Here is a 17,491-nt window from a genome sequence, read left to right on the forward strand (position 1 = left end):
GCGGCCGAGGCATCCGTCGAGCGGATGACCAGGACGCGACCGGTGCCGTTACGCCGAGCGCTCGATCGCGGGCAGCACATAACCGCCGTCGAGCACCGACTCGTCGGGCATGTACATGCGCAGGAGCGGGCGGAACGCCCCGGTCGGCGCCGGCAGCCAGTTCGCGGCCGCCGCGGGGTCGGCGGGCCTGGCCGCGCTCATCGTGATCGTGATCCCCCCGTCGGCGTCGCGCACGACGCCGGGCGTGCGGTCGCCGATCGAATACCGGTCGATCTCGTTGTCGACGAGGTAGAAGTTCGGCACGTCGTACATCGTGATCGACCAGAACGCACCGACCGGTGGTGTGGGCGACAGCCGCAGCGTGTACGAGTGCGATCCGTCGAGCGGCTCGCCCGCGGCATCCACGTAGGTCACGACGTAGGCGGCCTCGTACGCATGGTTGCCCCAGAGCCCGCCGAGCGCGGCGGCGGCGCGCTCCGCGATGCGCAGCTTCGGGTCGGAGATCTTCCAGGCCGGGTCGTCGATCGCACCGACCTCGAAGAAGTCGAGGTTGTAGTCGAAGGCGTGGAACGTCAGCGTCCAGCCGTTGACGACCGGGCTGCTGCTCGAGTGCAGGATCTTCTCGAGCACGGCCCGCCCCTCGGCGAAACCGGCCTCGAGCACGGCCTTCGCCTCGACGTCGAGCGAGGCGACCGACGTCGAGCCCGTGAGCCCGAGCGGTGCGAACGACGCCTGCAGCGCAGCATCCCGCTCGGCCGGCGGGAACGTCTGCGAGTACACGCGGAACCTCTCGAAGAAGTCGAGGGCCTCCGGCAGCCCGACCTCGGTCTCGGGCAGCCCGACCGGCGGCACGAGCGAGCGACGCACCGGAGTGAGCGTCATGGCGTCCTGCAGCGCGTGCACCGCGGGCAGGTCGTCGACGCCGAGGCAGGCCCAGCGCCCGACGATGGAGGCGATGCGCGTCGGGAAGCGGATCGCGGTCGCGTCGCCGAGCTCCTCGCCGTCGCCCTCCCAATCGGGCGGCAGCAGGAGGAAGTCGCGGGCCGCGCCGCCGGTGGCGCGCTTGCCGACGTAGGCGAAGTTGTCGGTCCACGCGTCGACGAACTGCAGCACGAAGTACCGGTCGCCCGTGTCGGGCACGCTGAGCAGCACCGGTCCGACGCTCAGGTCGATCTCCGCCATCGAGTAGACGGTGTCGTTGTTGATCGAGACGAACGTGTCGTCGGCAGTCGTCAGGGCACGTGCGTGACTGAACGTGTTGAACGAGGCGGCCGGGTTCGCGCCGACGCCCGTCGTGACGTAACGGTTCACCTGCTCGAGGTCGAACACGATCGGGAAGCCGTACAGGTACGCCTCCGACGCCAGTTTCACGAGTCCTGCATCAACCATGGTTCCCCCCGAATCGTCGTCCCGACAGCCTATGGCGTCGTGGACACCGGGACGTCGGGGCTCGTTCCGCCGCGGCATCCGCTCGCTGAACGCTTCCGCGGTCAAGAACGCCGCTCGCGCTCGGGTAGACTGTCTCCGGCTCCTCACGTGGCGCCATCCAGGCCAACTCCCCCAGGGCGGAAACGCAGCAAGGGCAACCGGGCTCTGGCGGGTGCGTGAGGAGTCCCCGGGAGGATTCGCCTAGTGGCCTATGGCGCACGCTTGGAAAGCGTGTTGGGTGCAAGCCCTCGGGGGTTCGAATCCCCCATCCTCCGCGGATAAGAAATAGCCTCTCATCTGGACTTTCCAAGTTCAGGTGAGGGGCTTTTCTCGTTCGTGTGCCGAATCCTGTGCTACGCGCCTTCGATGTGCGCTGCGAGCCGGTCGATCGCGTTCCGCTGCATCGTCGGCGTGACGTGCGAATAGATGTTCATCGTCGTCGTGATCGTCGAGTGCCCGAGACGCTCCTGCACGACCTTCGGATGCTCGCCGAGCTCGAGGAGCAGCGTCGCGTGCGTGTGCCGCAGACCCTTGAGGGTGATGCGCTTGAGCTCGGGCAGCGCCTTCTGCGCGGCCGCGACGCGATACGTCCAGCGCCGGCCGACCTCGTTCGGTGAGCGGATCGCGCCGTCGAGGTTTCCGAACACGTAGGCGTCGGCCCTGGCGAACCCGAGGGTGATGCTCCCCCGTGTCGCCTTCCACGATTTCAGCGCGTCGAGCGTCACCGAGTCGATATCGACGACGCGCGCGCTGCCGGTCTTCGTGACCTTCGCGACGTTCCGCGTCGTGACGTCTGCTGCTCGCCGGATGCTGAGTCGGCCGTGCTTCACGTCGACGTCGGACCATCGCAGCGCGAGCGCCTCGGAGCGGCGCATCCCCGTGTACGCGATGACGCGCCAGAGCGTGAACAGGTCGTCATCGAACACGTCACGATCCCACGTGAGGAAGGAATGCAGCTCCTCAGCGCTCCACGCGACGATCTCAGGCCGTTGCGCGCGGATCTGCTTACCCGTGGGCGCTTTCACCGTTCGGCGCTTCCTCGCGGGGTTCTGCGCGATCAGGTTGTCGTCGACTGCAGCGTCGAGGATGGAGCCGAGCACGATGTGAACCTTGTTGACGGAGTTCGCCGAGAGTGGTTTGCCAGCGTTCGCGCCGTCGCGCCGGCCGCTCTCCTCGAGCTCGCGATAGTGGCGCGCGATTCGCGTTGACGTGAGGCGATCGATCCTCAGCGTGCCGAGCTGCGGGACGATGTGATTCCGCACGATCTTGTCGTAGCCCTGAATCGTTGACGCCTCGAGTCTGAGCCCCGCAAGCCACTCATTCGCGAACGCCTGGACTGTCGGCGCTCCCGTTGTCGCGAAAGTCTCCTGATTGCGGAGCCGCTTGACCGCGTCGCGGAGCGCATCATCGGCGTCGTCCATCGTCTTGAACCCGCCGCCGCTCGTGCGTCGCAAATCACCGTTTGGCTGCTCGGGGTCGACGGGCACGTAGAGCTGCCACCGCCACCGATCCCCCGCCTTGGTCTTGTAGCGGTAGAGCGCGCCACGACCGCGGCGCCGGCTCCCACGCCTTGGGGATGCCACTACCGTCGCCTTTCGCGGAGCAGAGCAGTCAGTGCCGATCTGCGATCTTCGGCCTCGCGCGCCAGCCGCTCCGCGGCGCGGACCTGAGTGATCGCGCGCGCACGAGCTTCCGGGTCAGAGAGTGCCTCTCGCCACCGCTTGGTGTCTTCGACTTCAACTTCGCGAACCGCGGCAACGGCCGACCAGTGATCCCGTAGCGGTTCCAGTTCCAAACTTGCCCCGCCTGCACCCCATGCCGTCAGATCGTCGACCGTGACGTACTCGGGTAGCCCGGTGCCCATCCCAGTCTCAATCTGCTCGGTGGGGAACAAGAGATCCAACGGAGATGCATCGAGGGCCGTGCTCAGGGCCATGAGGTCATCCACATCGACGCGGCGGTCGCCGCCTTCGAGACGACTGAGCGCAGCTACTGAGACGGGCCAGCCCACGCTGCGCAGTCGTGCCGAAAGGCTCTTCAGATCAAGCTCGCGCGCCTTGCGGAGGCGCTTGACGTTGCCCGCTACGACCGCGGTCGTGATGCCCTTCGGATTCCCACGCTGCTTCAAGTTCGATTCCATAACTAGGAATCTACATTCCGGAACTTGACAGCGCAAGATGATGCGTCTAGATTCACAACTAGGAAGTTCGCTTCCGTAACTAGGAAGGAGACAAGATGGCCGTCACGCTCGACTCGCTGCGAAAGTCCGCCGCCGCGACATGCACACGCAGGGACATCGCAGAAGTCATGGACGTGGACCCGCGCACCGTGACCGAGGGCATCAAGCAGGGCAACATCCCGTCGATCAAGGTCGGCCGGCGAGTGCTGATCCCCCGTGAGAGGTTCCTCGCGCTCTTCGAGAGCGAGGTCGCATAGTGCGCACGCTCGCTCCGATCGCCCGCCCGCACGATCCTGAGACGTCTTGGGATGCCGCGGAGCAGCAGACCGAGAGTCGCCGGGATCTCATCAAGGCCGTCATCGTGACGATCTTGAAGAACCACGGGCCCTGCTCGGACGAAGAGATCTCGGACCGGTTCGAGGCCTACAGGTTCGTTCACCCGTCCGTACCGAACGTGACCCCGCAGAACCTCCGCACCAGGCGGAAGGAACTCGAGGTCGAGGGAAACGTGCGCGCCACGGAAACGCGCGGCCGGACCCGCACCGGGAACACGTGCCACCTCTGGGTGATCGCGTGACCAAGAAGAAGGCCCCCGTAGCCGGTAGCCGCCGACCCGAGGGCAAAACCAAGTTCGAGAGGAACTAGATCGAGATGATTCTGTCACCCCCTGCCCTCGTCGGCAAGAACCTGCCGAAGGCTTACATCCGGCACAACCTCGCGCGGCTCGCCGAGATCGACGACGAGATCGACGCACTTCGCAGCCGGCGCACCGAAGCCGTGCAGCGCCTCATCGAGGAGCTCGAGTGGATGGACTGCCCCACGCTCAAGCTGCGCGGCTATGACGGCTCAGGTCTCGCGAGGACCGCGACCGGGATCGACGTGCACGTGGTTCGTCAGCTCGAAGAGCACAACGGATACGTGCAGCACCGCTTCCACCTCGCAGACGACTGCCCTGGCGTCTGGTGCGATCGTCTCGGCAAGGTTCGTCGGACTCATCACCATCGCGGCAGCGGGTACCAGTTCACGTACCTCGGCTTTTGGCACGTCGTCGCGAGGCAAGACGACGACGTGATCCTCATCCCGGTTGGCGAGGCCGAGCCGGGCCCCACCATCGCGGATGGCGACTGAGATGGGCGCGAGGGAGGAGCCGCGGAGCCTTGCCGGCTCCCCCCTCGACCACGAGCAGCGTCTGACCGACTGGGCCAGCGGCTGGGACGCCTGCGCCGCGTGGCTCCTGCCCCGCATCGAGTGGCTCGAGGTCGAGTGCGATCGCCTCTACCTCGCCGCGTTCAACCCGAAGGAACGCGCCGAACTCATCCAACGCCGACTCGACGAGCACTTCGCCAACGAGTGGGAACGCTTCATCCAGACCCAGCCCGAGCACGGGCAGAAGACACGGGAGGTCGCATGAGCGACACCAGAGCACTCCGCATCACCCCGGCCGCGCACATCCGCTCGCGTCGCCAGAAGTGGTTGTGGACCGACCGCATCCCCCTCGGCACTGTGACGATCTTTGCCGGCCGTGGCGGTGAGGGGAAGTCCACGTTCGGACTCTACGTCGGCGCCGAAACCATCAAGGGCGCTCTGCCCGGTGACTTGTACCGGATGCCTGCACCGTTCCTGATCGTCTCGCACGAGGACGACTGGGCGACGATCATGAAGCCCCGCCTCATCGGCGCGGGAGCCGACCCGGAGCACGTGTACAAGGTCGCGGTGAACGTCACCGTCGACCAGGTCACGCACGAGACGGTGCCCGCACTCCCGATCGATGTCGACCTCATCCGCGAGGCCGTCGTGCAGACCGGCGCGAAGCTCATCATGCTCGACCCGATCACCTCGACCATCGGCGGCGACATGCACAAGGTCGCCGACGTCCGAAGGGCGCTCGACCCTCTCGCCGCGCTCGCGCAGGAGCTCGAGATCGCGGTGCTCGCGATCATGCACTTCAACAAGGGCACCGGCAACGTCTCGGACAAGCTCTCCGGCTCCCACGCCTTCCGAGACCTCTCCCGATCGGTGCTGCTCTTCGCGACCGACGATGAGACGGGGCAGCGGGTCGTGTCCGTCGATAAGTCGAACTACTCCGCCGAGCGCGGCTCCTCGTTCGCGTTCAACCTCACCTCGGTGATGGTCGACACCGACGACGGAGAATCCACGGCCGTCGCCCGCGTCGACTATCTCGGCGACACCGACCTCAACGTCTCCGACATCGTGAACCGCGGCCACGACGACGAGGGCGAGCACGACGACCGCAACGCGGCACAGGCATTCATCCTCGACTACCTCCGCGACGCCGAAGCGCTCGAAGCGAAGGCGGGCGACGTCCTCAAGGCCGGCCGGGCTGCGGGGTTCAACGAGACCGAACTGAAGAACGCCCGCAAGCGGAGCCACGACCCGAAGATCGCGTCGAAGAAATCCGGATTCGGCGCCGGATGGGTCTGGGCGATCGATCACGAAGGTGTCACCGAAGGTGTCCAAGGTGTCAAGGATTCGGAGCCCGACACCTTCGACACCTTCGTGACACCTTCGATCGCGGAACGCCTCGACCTCCCTCTCATCGAGGAGGTCGCGTGATGCCCGAGCACACCGCCGCCGCGCTCGAATACGTCTGCCCGGACTGCAACTCCGAGACCCGCCTCGTGACCCTCGCGCCGGGGGTCTACGCCCTGCAGGTGTTCCACGACGACACCTGCCCGTCGACCAGGGAGGCGCGATCGTGACGGTCGACGACCACGCGTTCACGCTGATCGCGGAAGCCGCCGTGCACGGTCTCGACATCGTCGGCGCAGGCGGACCAGGAGTGTTGCTCGACGCGATCGACGACCTCGGCGACACCGCCCGCATCCGCCTCGAGCTCGGACATCCCCTCCTCGAAGACGACCTCTTCATCGACATCCACATGGCCCGATTCCACCTCCGCGACCGCTTCGACGGAGTGCACTCGTGAGCGCCGCCGACGCGGCATTCGCCCGACTCGCGGATGCGCTCGCCGAACGTCGGCCCCTCTGCTCGAACGATGCACGGTTCATCGCCGATGACGTCAGCCCGGCTGACACCGCCGACATGGAGGCGACCTGCGAGGTCTGCTCCCTCCGAACCCTCTGCCTCGACTACGCCGTGCTCGCCGTGCCCGAAGCAGGCTTCTGGGCCGGCCGTCGTTGGAAGACCAGCTACCGGAAGGACACCAGATGACAGTCACAACACTCGATCCCTACAGCAAGGAGTACCCCCGATGAGATACCTCGACGATGACGCGATCCGAGCCCTACTCGACGACGCGGAGCGTGACCCTGACAGCCTCACGGCCGAAGAGATCGTCACCCGATCCCGTGGCGGCCTCGTCAGCAAGGCCACCAGCCCCCACACCGACCTCGACACCAAGTACGCCGAAGTCGCAGAACGTGCCGCAGAAGTCCGATCCGAAACCCGCGACCGCAACCGGCGCACCCACTAGAAGGAGCAGAAACATGATCACCCGATCCGCAACCACGACCGATATGTACGAGCGCAAGCAAGCGCTCACCGACTGGGTCGACACCATGCGTGACCTCGGCGTCGACGCCGACAGGGAACTCGAGACCGAACTCGCGGCACTCAACCGCAGTTCCGTCCTCGCAAAGCACGCCGGCAAGCTCGCCGCCCGACGACTCGACAACGCCGCCGAGCACACGGCCGCCGCGCTCACGCTAGCTCAGACCGACCGGGGTTACGAAGACGCCGTCGCCCTCGCGATCGACGCGGCCACGGACCTCACCGAACAGCAGCTCCACAAGAGCCTCGACATCCTCAGTCACGCCAGCGAGCAAGCCGTAACGATCGCATGGAACCGGTTCAAGAACCGTGGCGACACCGCCCTCGACCTCATCCGACCGCACTACATCGAGCACGCCGAAGCCGCCATACGCGTCTGGGAGTCCCTGCCGGATGGGATCACGAACCGTGAGCATGCCGTTCGCTTCCGTCGCGCGGCCGACTGGGATGAGCTCGAGGACCGGATGACCAGGGTCCGCAACGCCCAGACGATGGTCTTCGCCTGGCTCGTTGACGACATCATCAACACCAACGGCGTCAACACTGCCAAGGGTCGGAACAAGCTCGAGCACTACAACCTCGACATGTTCTTCTACGAAGACCGCGCAGCAGCCCGTGACGCCAAAGCAGGACGTGGCGGCACAGCCGCAGAGGTTCGAGCGATCGCAGCCGGCCGACCCGCACTCAACACCATCACCACCGTCGACGCCACCACGTTCAACATCGCACCCCACGAGGACCCGACCCACGACCCGGCGTTGCGCCAGCGGCAGGCCGATGCCGAGGCCCTCAAGGATCTCGAGCGCTCCAACCCCGGCCCGCACAAACTCGGCCGCACTCGCATCCGGGGATGAGCACCAACGACGAGGACTGGACCCTCACACCCACAGCCGAGGAGATCGTGTCACACGTAAAGGACGGCACACCTCTCCGCGAACGTGGAACGCTGCGAACCTTCCAACCACAACCCGACCGCGTCACCATCGCACATGGTCGACACACGGACGTGACGAGAGACCGTGACACGTGAGTCAGTCACCCACAAGCTCCGGGGTCGCGAGAACCCTCCTACTCGCGGCCCCGGAACCTCTCACACCCCCTGGGGGGACCCCCCTCGACCCGAGGCAGATGACCGACGGGCCTAGCAACCGAGCTTCAGCACGCATTTTCAGGTGGTTTTTTCGCGAAGAGAACCAGGCGGGCTCGCCCGGTCGTGGAGGCCGGCTCGACCGGCCTGACCGGGCCTACTCATGCACCACCAGATCGCCGAGACCGAAGCCGGACCATTCATCCATCGGCGTCAATCGATTCATCGCAGATCCACACATTAGGAAAGGACCCGCATCATGGCCAACTTTGCGTTTCCCCCCGCCGAGGACGACATCCCCCGCCGCCTCAGGGACATCGAGCGCCGGCAGATGGAGGATGCCGCGGCACGAACCTCCGAAGCAACCACGATCGGCTCCGGCGGTATCCGGGTGAAGGACGGCGGCTCGATCGTCGTCGAAGCGCCCGGCACCATCGACCTGCAGGGCGGCGCGTTCTCCGCGAACTCACTCGCCGCGGCGACGACGGTAACTGCGGGCGGCGACATCCAGGGCGGTGGGCTCGTCTCCACCGGGACCGCGACCATCGCGGGAACGCTCTACGCCGGAGCCGTTTCCGCGGGCGGAGAGGTCAGCGGCAACCACGCGACATTCCCCGGCGGCATCAAATCGACGGACGTGCACAGCCGTTCGGTGACCTACGGCGGCGCCTATTCCGCGACGTGGACTCACGTCGACGGAACGATGGGCACCGCACCGTCGTCGGAGCGGTTCAAGCAGGACATTGTGCCGGTCAAGCTCGACGTCTCCGCGCTCGAGCGCGCCGAGGTCGTGACGTTCCGGTACCGCGACGCGGTCGCCAACGTCGGAGATGATGCCGAGGTTCGCCTCGGCGGTATCGCTGAGCAGTTCGTCGACGCGGGCCTCGGGTTCGCGGTCACCTACGGCGAAGACGGGTTGCCGTTCTCGATCGAGGATCGACCACTCGTCTACGCGCTCCTCGCCGGCTACCAGGCACTCGCTCGACGAGTCACCGAACTCGAGGCGTAGCCACGACAAACCGGGGGCGTGTGAACTCTGCGCACCCCCAAGCCCCGTGCCGGAAAGCGGCTACGGGCGCGCGGACTCGAGCATCAGTGCGATGAATCCAAGCGAAGTGGAAGCGGGACCGTTGAGGGTAGGGAACTCGGTCCCGGCCTCCATGAGCGTGGCTGGGCTAACCATCTGCGGAAGCGGCACTTGCCCCATCAGCTCGCACTGAGTTTCGTACCACCTCCGCGATCGGTGATAGTCGCCGCAGTTGGCACAGCTCATCTCGCCATCGACATCCGGGTGATCTGCAAGATGTGGGCGAAGCGGCGGGATCGGAAACTCATCGCTTCGCCCGTAGTAGGTTCCTGATCTCGGCGTTCGAGCACGGGGTCCCACTCGGATCGTGAGCAGATCGCGCGGCGACACGACGGCGACAACCCGAGCAAGATCTGCAGCGAGCTGAGCTGCCGGCTTATCGACCCTGAGCTTAGTCATGCCGGCGAGCCTACCCTCGACATCCGCCCTCCTCGTTCACCCCTTCAACGCGCAGCAGCCGGCGAGTCCGTACGATGTCGGCATGAACTGGTGGGAAGGGCTCGGAACCGCACTGATTGCTGCGGCCGTTGCGTTGCTGACATCGATTGTGTTCCGGTGGTGGGACCGACGAAGCGTGAAATGGGTCATCACGGGCGAGGCGCATGACGAATATGAATCAGGTCGCACAACCGGCCGGGTCCAGATCAATCTCGAGATATTCAACGCTGGTGACGACGATGCCTATGACGTGCGACTACGGCGGTGCAATGGAGGCGCTGCCGATCCGTGGGTGACGTTCCAGGCAGGCAAAGTGGCTGCAGGGGAATCGTTCCCTGTTCGATTCTCAACGTCTGCCGATATCTGGGAGTCGTCATGGGTGGAGTTGATCGCTCGAGCCAGCCCTATCGGTCGGAGCAGATCCAGAACTCACCCGAGAGTCATTCTTCGATCCGTGACTGGTCGCAAGTCGGATCGGCCACCATCCAGGGATGCAGCGAAGCGGCTCGTAGAAGGATACGGGCTCGACATTCCCGAATCGGAAGGTGGCCGGCGACTATGAGCGATGAGCGAACGGCCCGAACGATGGTCGGGTTTGCAGTTGCATTCCGCTAGTCAGTCACGGTGACGTCCGCAGACTCGATCGCGCCGTCTTCGAAGGTGATCATGCAGATCACCGATGCGCGCTTGGTTGAACCATCGTCGTCGTAGATCACATCGCCGGCACCGGTGTACATTCGGTCTCCCTCTGGGCGCTTCTCATCGCTGATTTCAAGGTCGAAGAGTGCAGCGTCCATGTCGGTTACCTCGATACCGCTCAGGTCGACGTTTCCGGCACCATCGGGGAGTTGTTCACGTATCCCGTCGAAGCACTCTGTTTCCGCTTGTGACTCCGGGGACGCTGACGCGCACCCTGTCATCACGAGCAGGGTGAATACGACGACGAGCGGAAGCAGCCTCTTCATGCTCGCGAGCCTAACTTTCGGGCCAGCTGCCACGTGCCCCCAGTGAGAGGGGGCATCACTGATCCGCTACCCCTTCGGCCTACTCTCATCGGATGGTCACATCTTCCGGGCTCGCGTTCATGTCCGAATTCCCACCCGCACCCGAACGGACCCTCGACGAGCCAACGGTCGACCCACATGAGGTGGCCACCTACCTTGGGGCGCACGTCGGCACCGTTCGGCGGTACGCCAGCAATGGAGAGATACCGGCGTTCAAGGTGGGCGGCCGGTGGCGCTTCTTCCTCTCGGATGTCCGAGCGCACCTCACAACGCCGAAGTCTGAGGGGCAATGGAACCAGTCAAACCAGTCACGCGGGCGCACACGGAAGCGGTAGCCAGGAGGCTGGGCCGTGCAAAGATGACCCGCATGGAGAACCGAGTCATGGAGGCGGTGCGCCTCTACTCCGTGGCGGCAGTCGCTGACCTCCTGGGCGTCTCGCGCCAGTGGGTCTATGACCGCATCAATGGTGGGCAGATCCGCGTCGTCGAGCTCGGCGACGAACGCTCGAAGCAGCGCGTCCGTGCGGATGACCTGCAGGCGTTCATCGACGGCCGCACGTTCGGCGGCGAGACGCGATGAGGATGAGCGCGGCATCGCCGACTCTGTCGATTCCGGTGTGCTAAGCCGTGTGCTACCGATGGCGTAGATGTGCGTATCTCGATGTCTGCGAGCGGCTCAGGCATACGGCGCATCCCTTGATTTCCGGCCCCTCAACGCCTCATCGAGTAGTTGAGCGCACCGAGGTACTCGGCAGTTCGAATCCCCCATCCTCCGCGGAAATACAACAGAACAGCACAGGGTGCGCCCACAGCGCTCAAGAGGGTTCGAATCCCCACCCTGCACCACGAGAACGGCCCCGGCATCGCTGGGGCCGTTCGTCGTTTCCGGCCGTGTCCTCATTAATGCGGAATGGTGCAATTCCCGCGGGGAGCCGATGATGTGAGAGATGTCAGCGGCAGCGATGGAGATGAAGAGTGGGGACGCAGGGGGCTCTTCCATCAGGGCGGCGGCAGCAGGGGGCGACGGCCTCAGGGTGCAGACCCTGAGGCCGCGTCGCACTCTCGGACGAAGCGTCGGGCTTCCACTCGCAGCTCTCTCGGTGCCGGTCCTCGCCGCCGAGCTCTGGCTCATGGACCCGCGCGAGGCATGGCCCATCGTGACGGCGACCGCCGCAACCGTCCTCGTGCTCATCGTCGTCGCCTGGGTCGGGTATCGCCGGGCCAACGCCTCCGTCAGCCGCTACGGCATCGTCGAGCGCGGATTCTTCGGCGGCGTCTCGACCGTCGCGGCACGCGACGTCGCAGGCGTGCTGCGCGTGCAGCTCTACCGGGCGAACAGCCTCGACACGACGCAGGAGCTCTTCGTCGTCGAACGCACGGGCCGGGGCGCGTTCCGCATGCGCGGCAGGTTCTGGGACGAACCGACCATGGACCAGGTCGCCGATGTGCTCGGCGTCGAGGAGACCGTCGGCGCAGAGCCGATGACCCTCGCCGAGCTGCGCGAGGCGAACCCGCGCCTGCTCTACTGGTTCGAGCGCCGCTCGCTCACTCGCTGACACCCGCCGTCTCGCCCGTCGCGATGCCGAGCAGGGGCGAGCTCTGGCTGCTCGAGGGCAGTTCGTGGAAGCCGAGCCGGTTGTAGAACGCCCGTGCGCCGGTGTTCGCGGCGTCCATGCCGAGGTGCACCGCCGGCACTCCCTGCGCGGCGAGCGCCGCCCGCAGCGTGTCGATGAGCCGGCGGCCGAAGCCCTGCCCCTGCAGTTCGGGCAGCAGGTCGATGTGCAGGTGCGCGGGATACCGGTCGAGCTCGTCGATGAGCATCCGTTCCGGCGCGGTGCCCGCCTCGATGAGCTGCGCCTCGGTGAACCGTGGGTCTCGGCCGGTCGCGGCACCTGGTGACGGATGCCTCGCTGCGAAGCCCGGCGCCCACTCGCGCTTCCACCACTCGACGAACGCCGCCGTGTCGGCCACGCCGATGACGTACCCCAGCACCCGGTCGCCCTCGGCGACGACGAAGGCGAGCTCGGGCGCGTACTCGACGTAGGGCAGGGCGAACACCTCGGGCATCAGGGCGTCGTCGGAGTAGACCCCGGTGGCGTCGCCGCCCTCTGCCGCCGTGAGCAGGCAGATCCGGGCGAGCTGGTCGCGGTCGGCGGGGCGGTACGGGCGGATCTGCGGCACGCGTCCATCCTCCCGCATGGCGGCGATCCGACCGATGAGCCGGGGCGGTGCGCTCAGCGGCGCTTGGCCATGCCGAAGATGCCGGTGATGACGCTCGTCAGCACGTTCTGCGTCGTCTTCGAGCCGAGCACCTGTTCGAGCGCCGACTTCTCCTTCGACCGCGACGAGCGCGAGCGCGACGTCGTCGAGGTCTGCTTCATGAGCCGGTCGTACTCGGCCTGCGCCTTCTTGTCGGCCTTGGCGGCATCCGCTGCGATCTTCGCCTGCATCTTCTCGTACTCGGCGTCGGCCCTCGCCTTCGCGGCGGCCGCCTCCTCGGCGTCGACCTTGGCCGCTGCGTCCGCGAGCTTCTTGGTCAGGATCTCGTGCGCCGACTCGCGGTCGATGCCGGTGCCGTACTTCGCGAGCAGGGGCGACGCGGCGACGGCCGCGTCGATCACGGCGTCGGGCGACGGCGACATCGACGCCTGCGGAGCGCGGAGCCGCGTCCACGCGACCGGACTCGGCGCCCCCTTCTCGTTCATGACGGTGACGATCGCCTCACCCGTGCCGAGCTGGGTGAGGGCCTCCTCGAGGTCGTAGCCGGACTTCGGGTACGTCGAGACCGTCGCGCGCAGCGCCTTCGCGTCGTCGGGCGTGAAGGCGCGCAACTGGTGCTGCACGCGCGAGCCGAGCTGGGCGAGCACGTCGGCCGGCACGTCCTTCGGGGTCTGCGTCACGAAGAAGACGCCGACGCCCTTCGAGCGGATGAGCCGCACGGTCTGCGTGATCTGCGCGAGGAAGTCCTTCGAGGCGCCGTTGAAGAGCAGGTGCGCCTCGTCGAAGAAGAAGACGAGCTTGGGCTGGTCGAGGTCGCCGACCTCGGGCAGGTCGGTGAAGAGATCGGCGAGCAGCCACATGAGGAACGTCGAGTAGAGCGCCGGTTTGTCGGCGACGCCGGGCACCTCGAGCAGGCTGATGACGCCGCGGCCGTCGGATGCCACGCGCAGGAACTCGGCCGTGTCGATCTCTGGCTCGCCGAAGAAGACGTCGGCGCCCTGGTCGGCGAAGGTGATGAGTTCGCGCAGGATCACGCCGACCGTCGCCTTCGACAGTCCGCCGAGCCCCTCGAGTTCGGGCTTGCCCTCGTCGCTGACGAGGTAGGCGAGCACGGCCCGCAGGTCTTCGAGGTCGAGCAACGCGAGGCCGCTCTTGTTCGCGTAGTGGAAGACGAGGCCGAGGCTCGACTCCTGCGTCTCGTTCAGGCCGAGCGCCTTCGAGAGCAGCAGCGGGCCGAAGCCCGAGATCGTCGCCCGGATCGGCACGCCCCTGCCGACGCCGCCGAGCGAGTAGAACTCGGTCGGGAAGCTCGCGGGGCTCCACTGCTGGCCGATGCCGTCCGTGCGCGAGAGCAGCTTCTCGTTGCCCTCCCCCGGCGTCGCGATGCCCGAGAGGTCGCCCTTGATGTCGGCGGCGAACACGGCGACGCCGCTGGCTGAGAGCTGCTCGGCGAGCACCTGGAGCGTGCGGGTCTTGCCCGTGCCGGTCGCCCCGGCGACGAGGCCGTGCCGGTTCGTCATCGCGAGCGGGATGCGCACCGGAACGTCGGGCAGCGCCTCGCCGTTGACGAGGGCGCCGATCTCGAGGGCGGCACCCTCGAGGGCGTAGCCGGCGCGGATCGCGTCGACCTGAGCCTGGTCGAGGGGCCCGGATGCCGCAGGCGCCGCACCCGCCGTGCCGGTGGCAGCCGGGGTCTCGGGCGCCGCGGGCGCCGAGGCATCCGTCGCCTCGGCCGCTGCCTCGGCGAGCGCCGCCGCCTCCTCCGCCTTCCGGATGGCCTCCGCCGCCTGCGCCTGCAGGGCCTTCGCCGCCTCGGCCGCCGCTGCGGCCGCCTCCTGAGCCTGCTTCACCGCGTCATCAGCCATGCGGCGATCCTAGCGACGCGGCATCCATGCGCGGGTCCGCTCACGCCGATGGTCCCCGCGCACGCACGATGCGTACGCTGGGCGCATGACCGATGCCGCGCTGATCGGGCCGGTGAGCGAACCCGACGTGCACGTCATGACGTTCAACGTCCGACGGCGCACCAACTCGCTGCCGGGGAGTCCCGATCGCTGGGCCGGACGCGCGCCGCTCGTCCGGCGTCTGCTCCGCGCCGAGCAGCCGACGCTCCTCGGCGTGCAGGAGGCACTCGCAGACCAGGTCGACGCGATCGCAGACGCCCTCGGGCCGCGGTATCGGTGGGTCGGTCGCGGCCGCAGCGCCACGGGGACGGACGAACACTGCGCGATCTTCTACGACGCGGACCGGCTCGAGCTGACGGCGTGGCGCCAGCGGGCCCTGTCCGCGACCCCTGACGTGCCCGGCTCGAGGTCGTTCGGCAACCTCACCCGACGCATCGTCGTGTCGGCCGCGTTCACCGACGCGGCGACCGGGGCGAGGCTCCTCGCTTTCAACACCCATCTCGATCACCTCTCGTGGCGCTCGAGGCTCGCATCGGCGGCGATGATCCTCGACCTCGTGCGGCACGCGGCATCCGCGGAGCCCGACGCGGCGGTCGTCGTGACCGGCGACTTCAACGCCGGCACCGATTCCGCCGTCTCCCGTCGGCTGACGGCGGATGGAGCGCTCCGGGATGCCTGGGGAGCCGCCTCCGAACGGCTGACGCCGCAGTGGGGAACGTTCTCGAACTACCGTCGGCCGCGGCCGGGCGGCAGCCGCATCGATCTCATCCTCGTCGGCCGGCGGGTCGAGGTGCTCCGCGCCGGGGTCAACGCGGCGAGGTTCGCCGGCCGGGCGGCATCCGACCATGAACCGATGCAGGCCGTGCTCCGCCACGGGAGCCGCGCGACGATCTAGTCTGATGGCATGATCCGCACCTCGCTGCGGCGCCCAGAAGGACCGGCCGAGATCGTCGCCGACGCGCTCCGCGTGCTCGGCGTGCTCAGCATCGTCGTGGCGGGCATCGGGTGGGGCCCGCTCTCCGGCTTGAGCTTCGTGGCGGCGTCGGCCGCGATGCTCATTCCCCGATGGCTCCGAGTCCGGCCGGCCTTCGACATCCTCTTCGGCACGGCGGTGCTCGTCTCGACCTGGAGCAGCGTGCTCGGGCTCTTCCACACGACGCGCTGGTGGGACATCCCGATGCACTTCTTCACCAACGGCATTGCCGCGGCGATGCTCTACATCGTGCTCGTGCGGTTCCACGTGCTCGCGGACGCAGAGACGCTCCCACGCCCGGTGCTCTCGGCCGCGGTGATGGTCACGGCGCTCGGGTTCTCGCTCGGCGCGCTCTGGGAGTTCTTCGAGTGGTTCGGCCGCACGTACCTCGATCCCGAGATCCTGACCGGCTACTCCGACACCCTCGGCGATCTCCTGCAGGGCGGCCTCGGGTCGCTCGCCGCCGGACTGTCGATGCGGTTCCTCGCCGGCCGTCCCCGTCGGATCGGTGAGCAGCTCCCGTCGCGCGGGGCGAGTCACTCGGGCTGAGCCCGCGGGCGCGGACCGGCAGGCGCCGCAATCCGCCGCGCAACTACTTCAGGCGCATCGTCGGGCGGAGCCGCTCGGGCTTCGCGATGCCGACGCGGGCCATACGCACCGCCGAGTTCAGGTAGAAGAACGCGAGCACCGCGTACTGCAGTGTCGAGCCGATCCAGACGGGCATGGCGAGCGGCACCGAGGTGGCGGTGACGCCCGCGGCCTCGAGGACGAGGCCGATCAGGGTCGACGCCGCGAGCGCGCCGAACAGGATGCCGAGCCGGCGGCTGAGCGTCGGCCACGCCGTCATGCGCCACCATGCCCGGGGCGGGTCGATCGCCTCACCCTGGCCGCGGAAGATCCGCACCGCGAGCGCGAACGGCCCGAATGTCGTCAGCAGGGCGACAGCCTCGATCACGACGACGGGTGCACCGAGCGCCCGGAGCAGGTCGGCGATCGCGAACCCGACGATCCACGCGACGACGATGTAGAGCACCTTGAGCTCCCAGCGAACGATCCTGAACGCGGGCGCTCGCTCCATGGGTGTCTCCTTCGCCGACCGGTGGTGGCCTCACGCTACTCTGCGCGCGGTCACGACGGGAAGGGCAGCGCCTTCCCGGTCTCGACCCACGACTTGAAGCTCGACAGCACGAGCGGCCACGTGTCGGACGTCTCCGCCTGGGCGGGGTGCCCCTCGCTCCACTCGTCGTTCGTGAACGTGAGCTTCGTGAGTGCCTCCCCCGCCGGCTCGAGCCGCCACGTCATGCGGCTGCGGAGCTCGGCGTGGTTCTCGCGGTAGGTCGGCCCCGGGTGCTCGGTGAGCTGCAGGATTGCCTCCGGCTCCGCCTGCAGCACCTCGCCGTAGACGTGCACGGTCTCGTCGCCGTCCTGTCCGGGCCCGACGTACTCGTAGCGCGCGCCGGGGACGAGCTCGCCCTGCAGTGCCGAGCCCCACATCACCGCTCGACTGCCCTCCTCGCCCGTGATCGCCTCCCACACGCGATCGGGGGCGGCGGCGACGAACAGGGTCATCTCGAAGTCGGTCATGGGGTCCTCCTGTGCTGGGTTCCGGGTGGTCGAGATGAACGCTACGGATGCCCCGG

General features: G+C 67.4%; 24 protein-coding genes, 1 tRNA gene and 1 other RNA gene. 18 read left to right on the plus strand and 8 right to left on the minus strand.

Features of this window, described 5'->3' with window-relative positions; all coding sequences use genetic code 11:
- Window positions 1–48: 48 nt before the first annotated feature.
- Window positions 49–1,389 (minus strand): DUF1254 domain-containing protein, encoded by a 1,341-nt coding sequence (locus ASE14_RS06400; protein ID WP_056652463.1) that lies wholly within the window; start codon window positions 1,387–1,389, stop codon window positions 49–51.
- Between the two features lie 134 nt (window positions 1,390–1,523).
- Here ASE14_RS06400 and ffs point away from each other — a divergent pair.
- Together ffs and ASE14_RS06405 are read left to right on the plus strand one after the other, a co-directional pair.
- Window positions 1,524–1,620, plus strand: an RNA gene (gene ffs, locus ASE14_RS19935) — signal recognition particle sRNA small type.
- Window positions 1,619–1,703, plus strand: a tRNA-Ser gene (locus ASE14_RS06405). Before ffs ends, ASE14_RS06405 begins: the two co-directional genes overlap by 2 nt.
- Window positions 1,704–1,781: 78 nt before the next feature.
- Here ASE14_RS06405 and ASE14_RS06410 read toward each other — a convergent pair.
- Window positions 1,782–3,011 (minus strand): site-specific integrase, encoded by a 1,230-nt coding sequence (locus ASE14_RS06410; protein WP_157372846.1) that lies wholly within the window; start codon window positions 3,009–3,011, stop codon window positions 1,782–1,784.
- Entirely contained in the window at window positions 3,011–3,568 is a 558-nt protein-coding gene (locus ASE14_RS06415) for a helix-turn-helix domain-containing protein (RefSeq protein ID WP_157372847.1), read from the minus strand. The genes ASE14_RS06410 and ASE14_RS06415 overlap by 1 nt, the downstream gene beginning before the upstream one ends.
- Before the next feature lie 95 nt (window positions 3,569–3,663).
- Here ASE14_RS06415 and ASE14_RS06420 point away from each other — a divergent pair, with 95 nt between their 5' ends.
- The 11 genes from ASE14_RS06420 (at window position 3,664) to ASE14_RS19940 (ending at window position 10,312) form a co-directional block, all read left to right on the plus strand.
- Window positions 3,664–3,864, plus strand: coding sequence for a helix-turn-helix domain-containing protein (locus ASE14_RS06420; RefSeq protein WP_056652471.1), 201 nt, complete (start codon window positions 3,664–3,666; stop codon window positions 3,862–3,864).
- Between the two features lie 394 nt (window positions 3,865–4,258).
- Window positions 4,259–4,735 carry a hypothetical protein gene (locus tag ASE14_RS06430; protein ID WP_056652476.1) on the plus strand — a complete coding sequence of 159 codons (477 nt, stop codon included), beginning with the start codon at window positions 4,259–4,261 and terminating at the stop codon, window positions 4,733–4,735.
- A complete protein-coding gene (locus ASE14_RS06435) occupies window positions 4,725–5,018 on the plus strand; it encodes a hypothetical protein (RefSeq protein ID WP_157372848.1) in 294 nt (97 codons plus the stop codon). Before ASE14_RS06430 ends, ASE14_RS06435 begins: the two co-directional genes overlap by 11 nt.
- Window positions 5,015–6,181, plus strand: a complete 1,167-nt coding sequence (locus tag ASE14_RS06440) for an AAA family ATPase (RefSeq protein ID WP_056652482.1) — start codon at window positions 5,015–5,017, stop codon at window positions 6,179–6,181. The genes ASE14_RS06435 and ASE14_RS06440 overlap by 4 nt, the downstream gene beginning before the upstream one ends.
- Complete coding sequence (locus tag ASE14_RS20390) at window positions 6,181–6,327, plus strand: hypothetical protein (protein WP_157372849.1); 147 nt, start codon at window positions 6,181–6,183, stop codon at window positions 6,325–6,327. Before ASE14_RS06440 ends, ASE14_RS20390 begins: the two co-directional genes overlap by 1 nt.
- A complete protein-coding gene (locus tag ASE14_RS06445; RefSeq protein ID WP_056652486.1) occupies window positions 6,324–6,554 on the plus strand; it encodes a hypothetical protein in 231 nt (76 codons plus the stop codon). The genes ASE14_RS20390 and ASE14_RS06445 overlap by 4 nt, the downstream gene beginning before the upstream one ends.
- Window positions 6,551–6,799, plus strand: a complete 249-nt coding sequence (locus ASE14_RS06450; protein WP_056652490.1) for a hypothetical protein — start codon at window positions 6,551–6,553, stop codon at window positions 6,797–6,799. The genes ASE14_RS06445 and ASE14_RS06450 overlap by 4 nt, the downstream gene beginning before the upstream one ends.
- Before the next feature lie 40 nt (window positions 6,800–6,839).
- Window positions 6,840–7,061 carry a hypothetical protein gene (locus tag ASE14_RS06455; RefSeq protein ID WP_056652495.1) on the plus strand — a complete coding sequence of 74 codons (222 nt, stop codon included), beginning with the start codon at window positions 6,840–6,842 and terminating at the stop codon, window positions 7,059–7,061.
- Between the two features lie 13 nt (window positions 7,062–7,074).
- Window positions 7,075–7,992 carry a hypothetical protein gene (locus tag ASE14_RS06460; RefSeq protein ID WP_157372850.1) on the plus strand — a complete coding sequence of 306 codons (918 nt, stop codon included), beginning with the start codon at window positions 7,075–7,077 and terminating at the stop codon, window positions 7,990–7,992.
- A gap of 492 nt (window positions 7,993–8,484) precedes the next feature.
- A complete protein-coding gene (locus ASE14_RS06465) occupies window positions 8,485–9,234 on the plus strand; it encodes a tail fiber domain-containing protein (RefSeq protein WP_157372851.1) in 750 nt (249 codons plus the stop codon).
- A gap of 559 nt (window positions 9,235–9,793) precedes the next feature.
- Window positions 9,794–10,312 carry a hypothetical protein gene (locus tag ASE14_RS19940; RefSeq protein ID WP_082600776.1) on the plus strand — a complete coding sequence of 173 codons (519 nt, stop codon included), beginning with the start codon at window positions 9,794–9,796 and terminating at the stop codon, window positions 10,310–10,312.
- 49 nt (window positions 10,313–10,361) lie between these two features.
- Here ASE14_RS19940 and ASE14_RS20395 read toward each other — a convergent pair whose 3' ends face one another.
- The gene (locus ASE14_RS20395; protein WP_157372852.1) at window positions 10,362–10,715 is read right to left on the minus strand and encodes a hypothetical protein; all 354 of its coding nucleotides are present in this window, start codon (window positions 10,713–10,715) and stop codon (window positions 10,362–10,364) included.
- Window positions 10,716–10,834: 119 nt separating this feature from the next.
- Here ASE14_RS20395 and ASE14_RS21395 point away from each other — a divergent pair, with 119 nt between their 5' ends.
- The 3 genes from ASE14_RS21395 to ASE14_RS06485 all read left to right on the plus strand — a co-directional run bounded on the left by ASE14_RS21395 (window position 10,835) and on the right by ASE14_RS06485 (window position 12,310).
- Entirely contained in the window at window positions 10,835–11,089 is a 255-nt protein-coding gene (locus ASE14_RS21395; protein WP_157372997.1) for a helix-turn-helix domain-containing protein, read from the plus strand.
- Between the two features lie 32 nt (window positions 11,090–11,121).
- Complete coding sequence (locus ASE14_RS06480) at window positions 11,122–11,334, plus strand: helix-turn-helix domain-containing protein (protein WP_056652507.1); 213 nt, start codon at window positions 11,122–11,124, stop codon at window positions 11,332–11,334.
- A gap of 520 nt (window positions 11,335–11,854) precedes the next feature.
- Entirely contained in the window at window positions 11,855–12,310 is a 456-nt protein-coding gene (locus ASE14_RS06485; protein ID WP_056652510.1) for a hypothetical protein, read from the plus strand.
- On the opposite strand, the gene ASE14_RS06490 is transcribed toward ASE14_RS06485, so the two are convergent.
- Both ASE14_RS06490 and ASE14_RS06495 read right to left on the minus strand, forming a co-directional pair.
- A complete protein-coding gene (locus tag ASE14_RS06490) occupies window positions 12,300–12,935 on the minus strand; it encodes a GNAT family N-acetyltransferase (protein ID WP_235511129.1) in 636 nt (211 codons plus the stop codon). The two genes, ASE14_RS06485 and ASE14_RS06490, sit on opposite strands and share 11 nt — an antisense overlap.
- A 53-nt stretch (window positions 12,936–12,988) precedes the next feature.
- Window positions 12,989–14,839, minus strand: a complete 1,851-nt coding sequence (locus ASE14_RS06495) for a helicase HerA-like domain-containing protein (protein WP_056652517.1) — start codon at window positions 14,837–14,839, stop codon at window positions 12,989–12,991.
- Between the two features lie 85 nt (window positions 14,840–14,924).
- Here ASE14_RS06495 and ASE14_RS06500 point away from each other — a divergent pair, with 85 nt between their 5' ends.
- Together ASE14_RS06500 and ASE14_RS06505 are read left to right on the plus strand one after the other, a co-directional pair.
- The gene (locus ASE14_RS06500) at window positions 14,925–15,773 is read left to right on the plus strand and encodes an endonuclease/exonuclease/phosphatase family protein (protein WP_056652520.1); all 849 of its coding nucleotides are present in this window, start codon (window positions 14,925–14,927) and stop codon (window positions 15,771–15,773) included.
- A 9-nt stretch (window positions 15,774–15,782) separates the two neighbouring features.
- Complete coding sequence (locus ASE14_RS06505) at window positions 15,783–16,400, plus strand: hypothetical protein (protein ID WP_056652522.1); 618 nt, start codon at window positions 15,783–15,785, stop codon at window positions 16,398–16,400.
- Window positions 16,401–16,443: 43 nt separating this feature from the next.
- Here ASE14_RS06505 and ASE14_RS06510 read toward each other — a convergent pair whose 3' ends face one another.
- Together ASE14_RS06510 and ASE14_RS06515 are read right to left on the minus strand one after the other, a co-directional pair.
- Window positions 16,444–16,929: a hypothetical protein gene (locus ASE14_RS06510; protein ID WP_056652524.1), complete on the minus strand. Its 486-nt coding sequence runs from the start codon at window positions 16,927–16,929 to the stop codon at window positions 16,444–16,446.
- Window positions 16,930–16,979: 50 nt separating this feature from the next.
- Complete coding sequence (locus ASE14_RS06515) at window positions 16,980–17,435, minus strand: SRPBCC domain-containing protein (protein ID WP_200953287.1); 456 nt, start codon at window positions 17,433–17,435, stop codon at window positions 16,980–16,982.
- Window positions 17,436–17,491 lie beyond the last annotated feature (56 nt).

Source organism: Agromyces sp. Root81, from assembly GCF_001429165.1.
In the GTDB taxonomy this organism is placed as follows: Bacteria; Actinomycetota; Actinomycetes; order Actinomycetales; family Microbacteriaceae; genus Agromyces.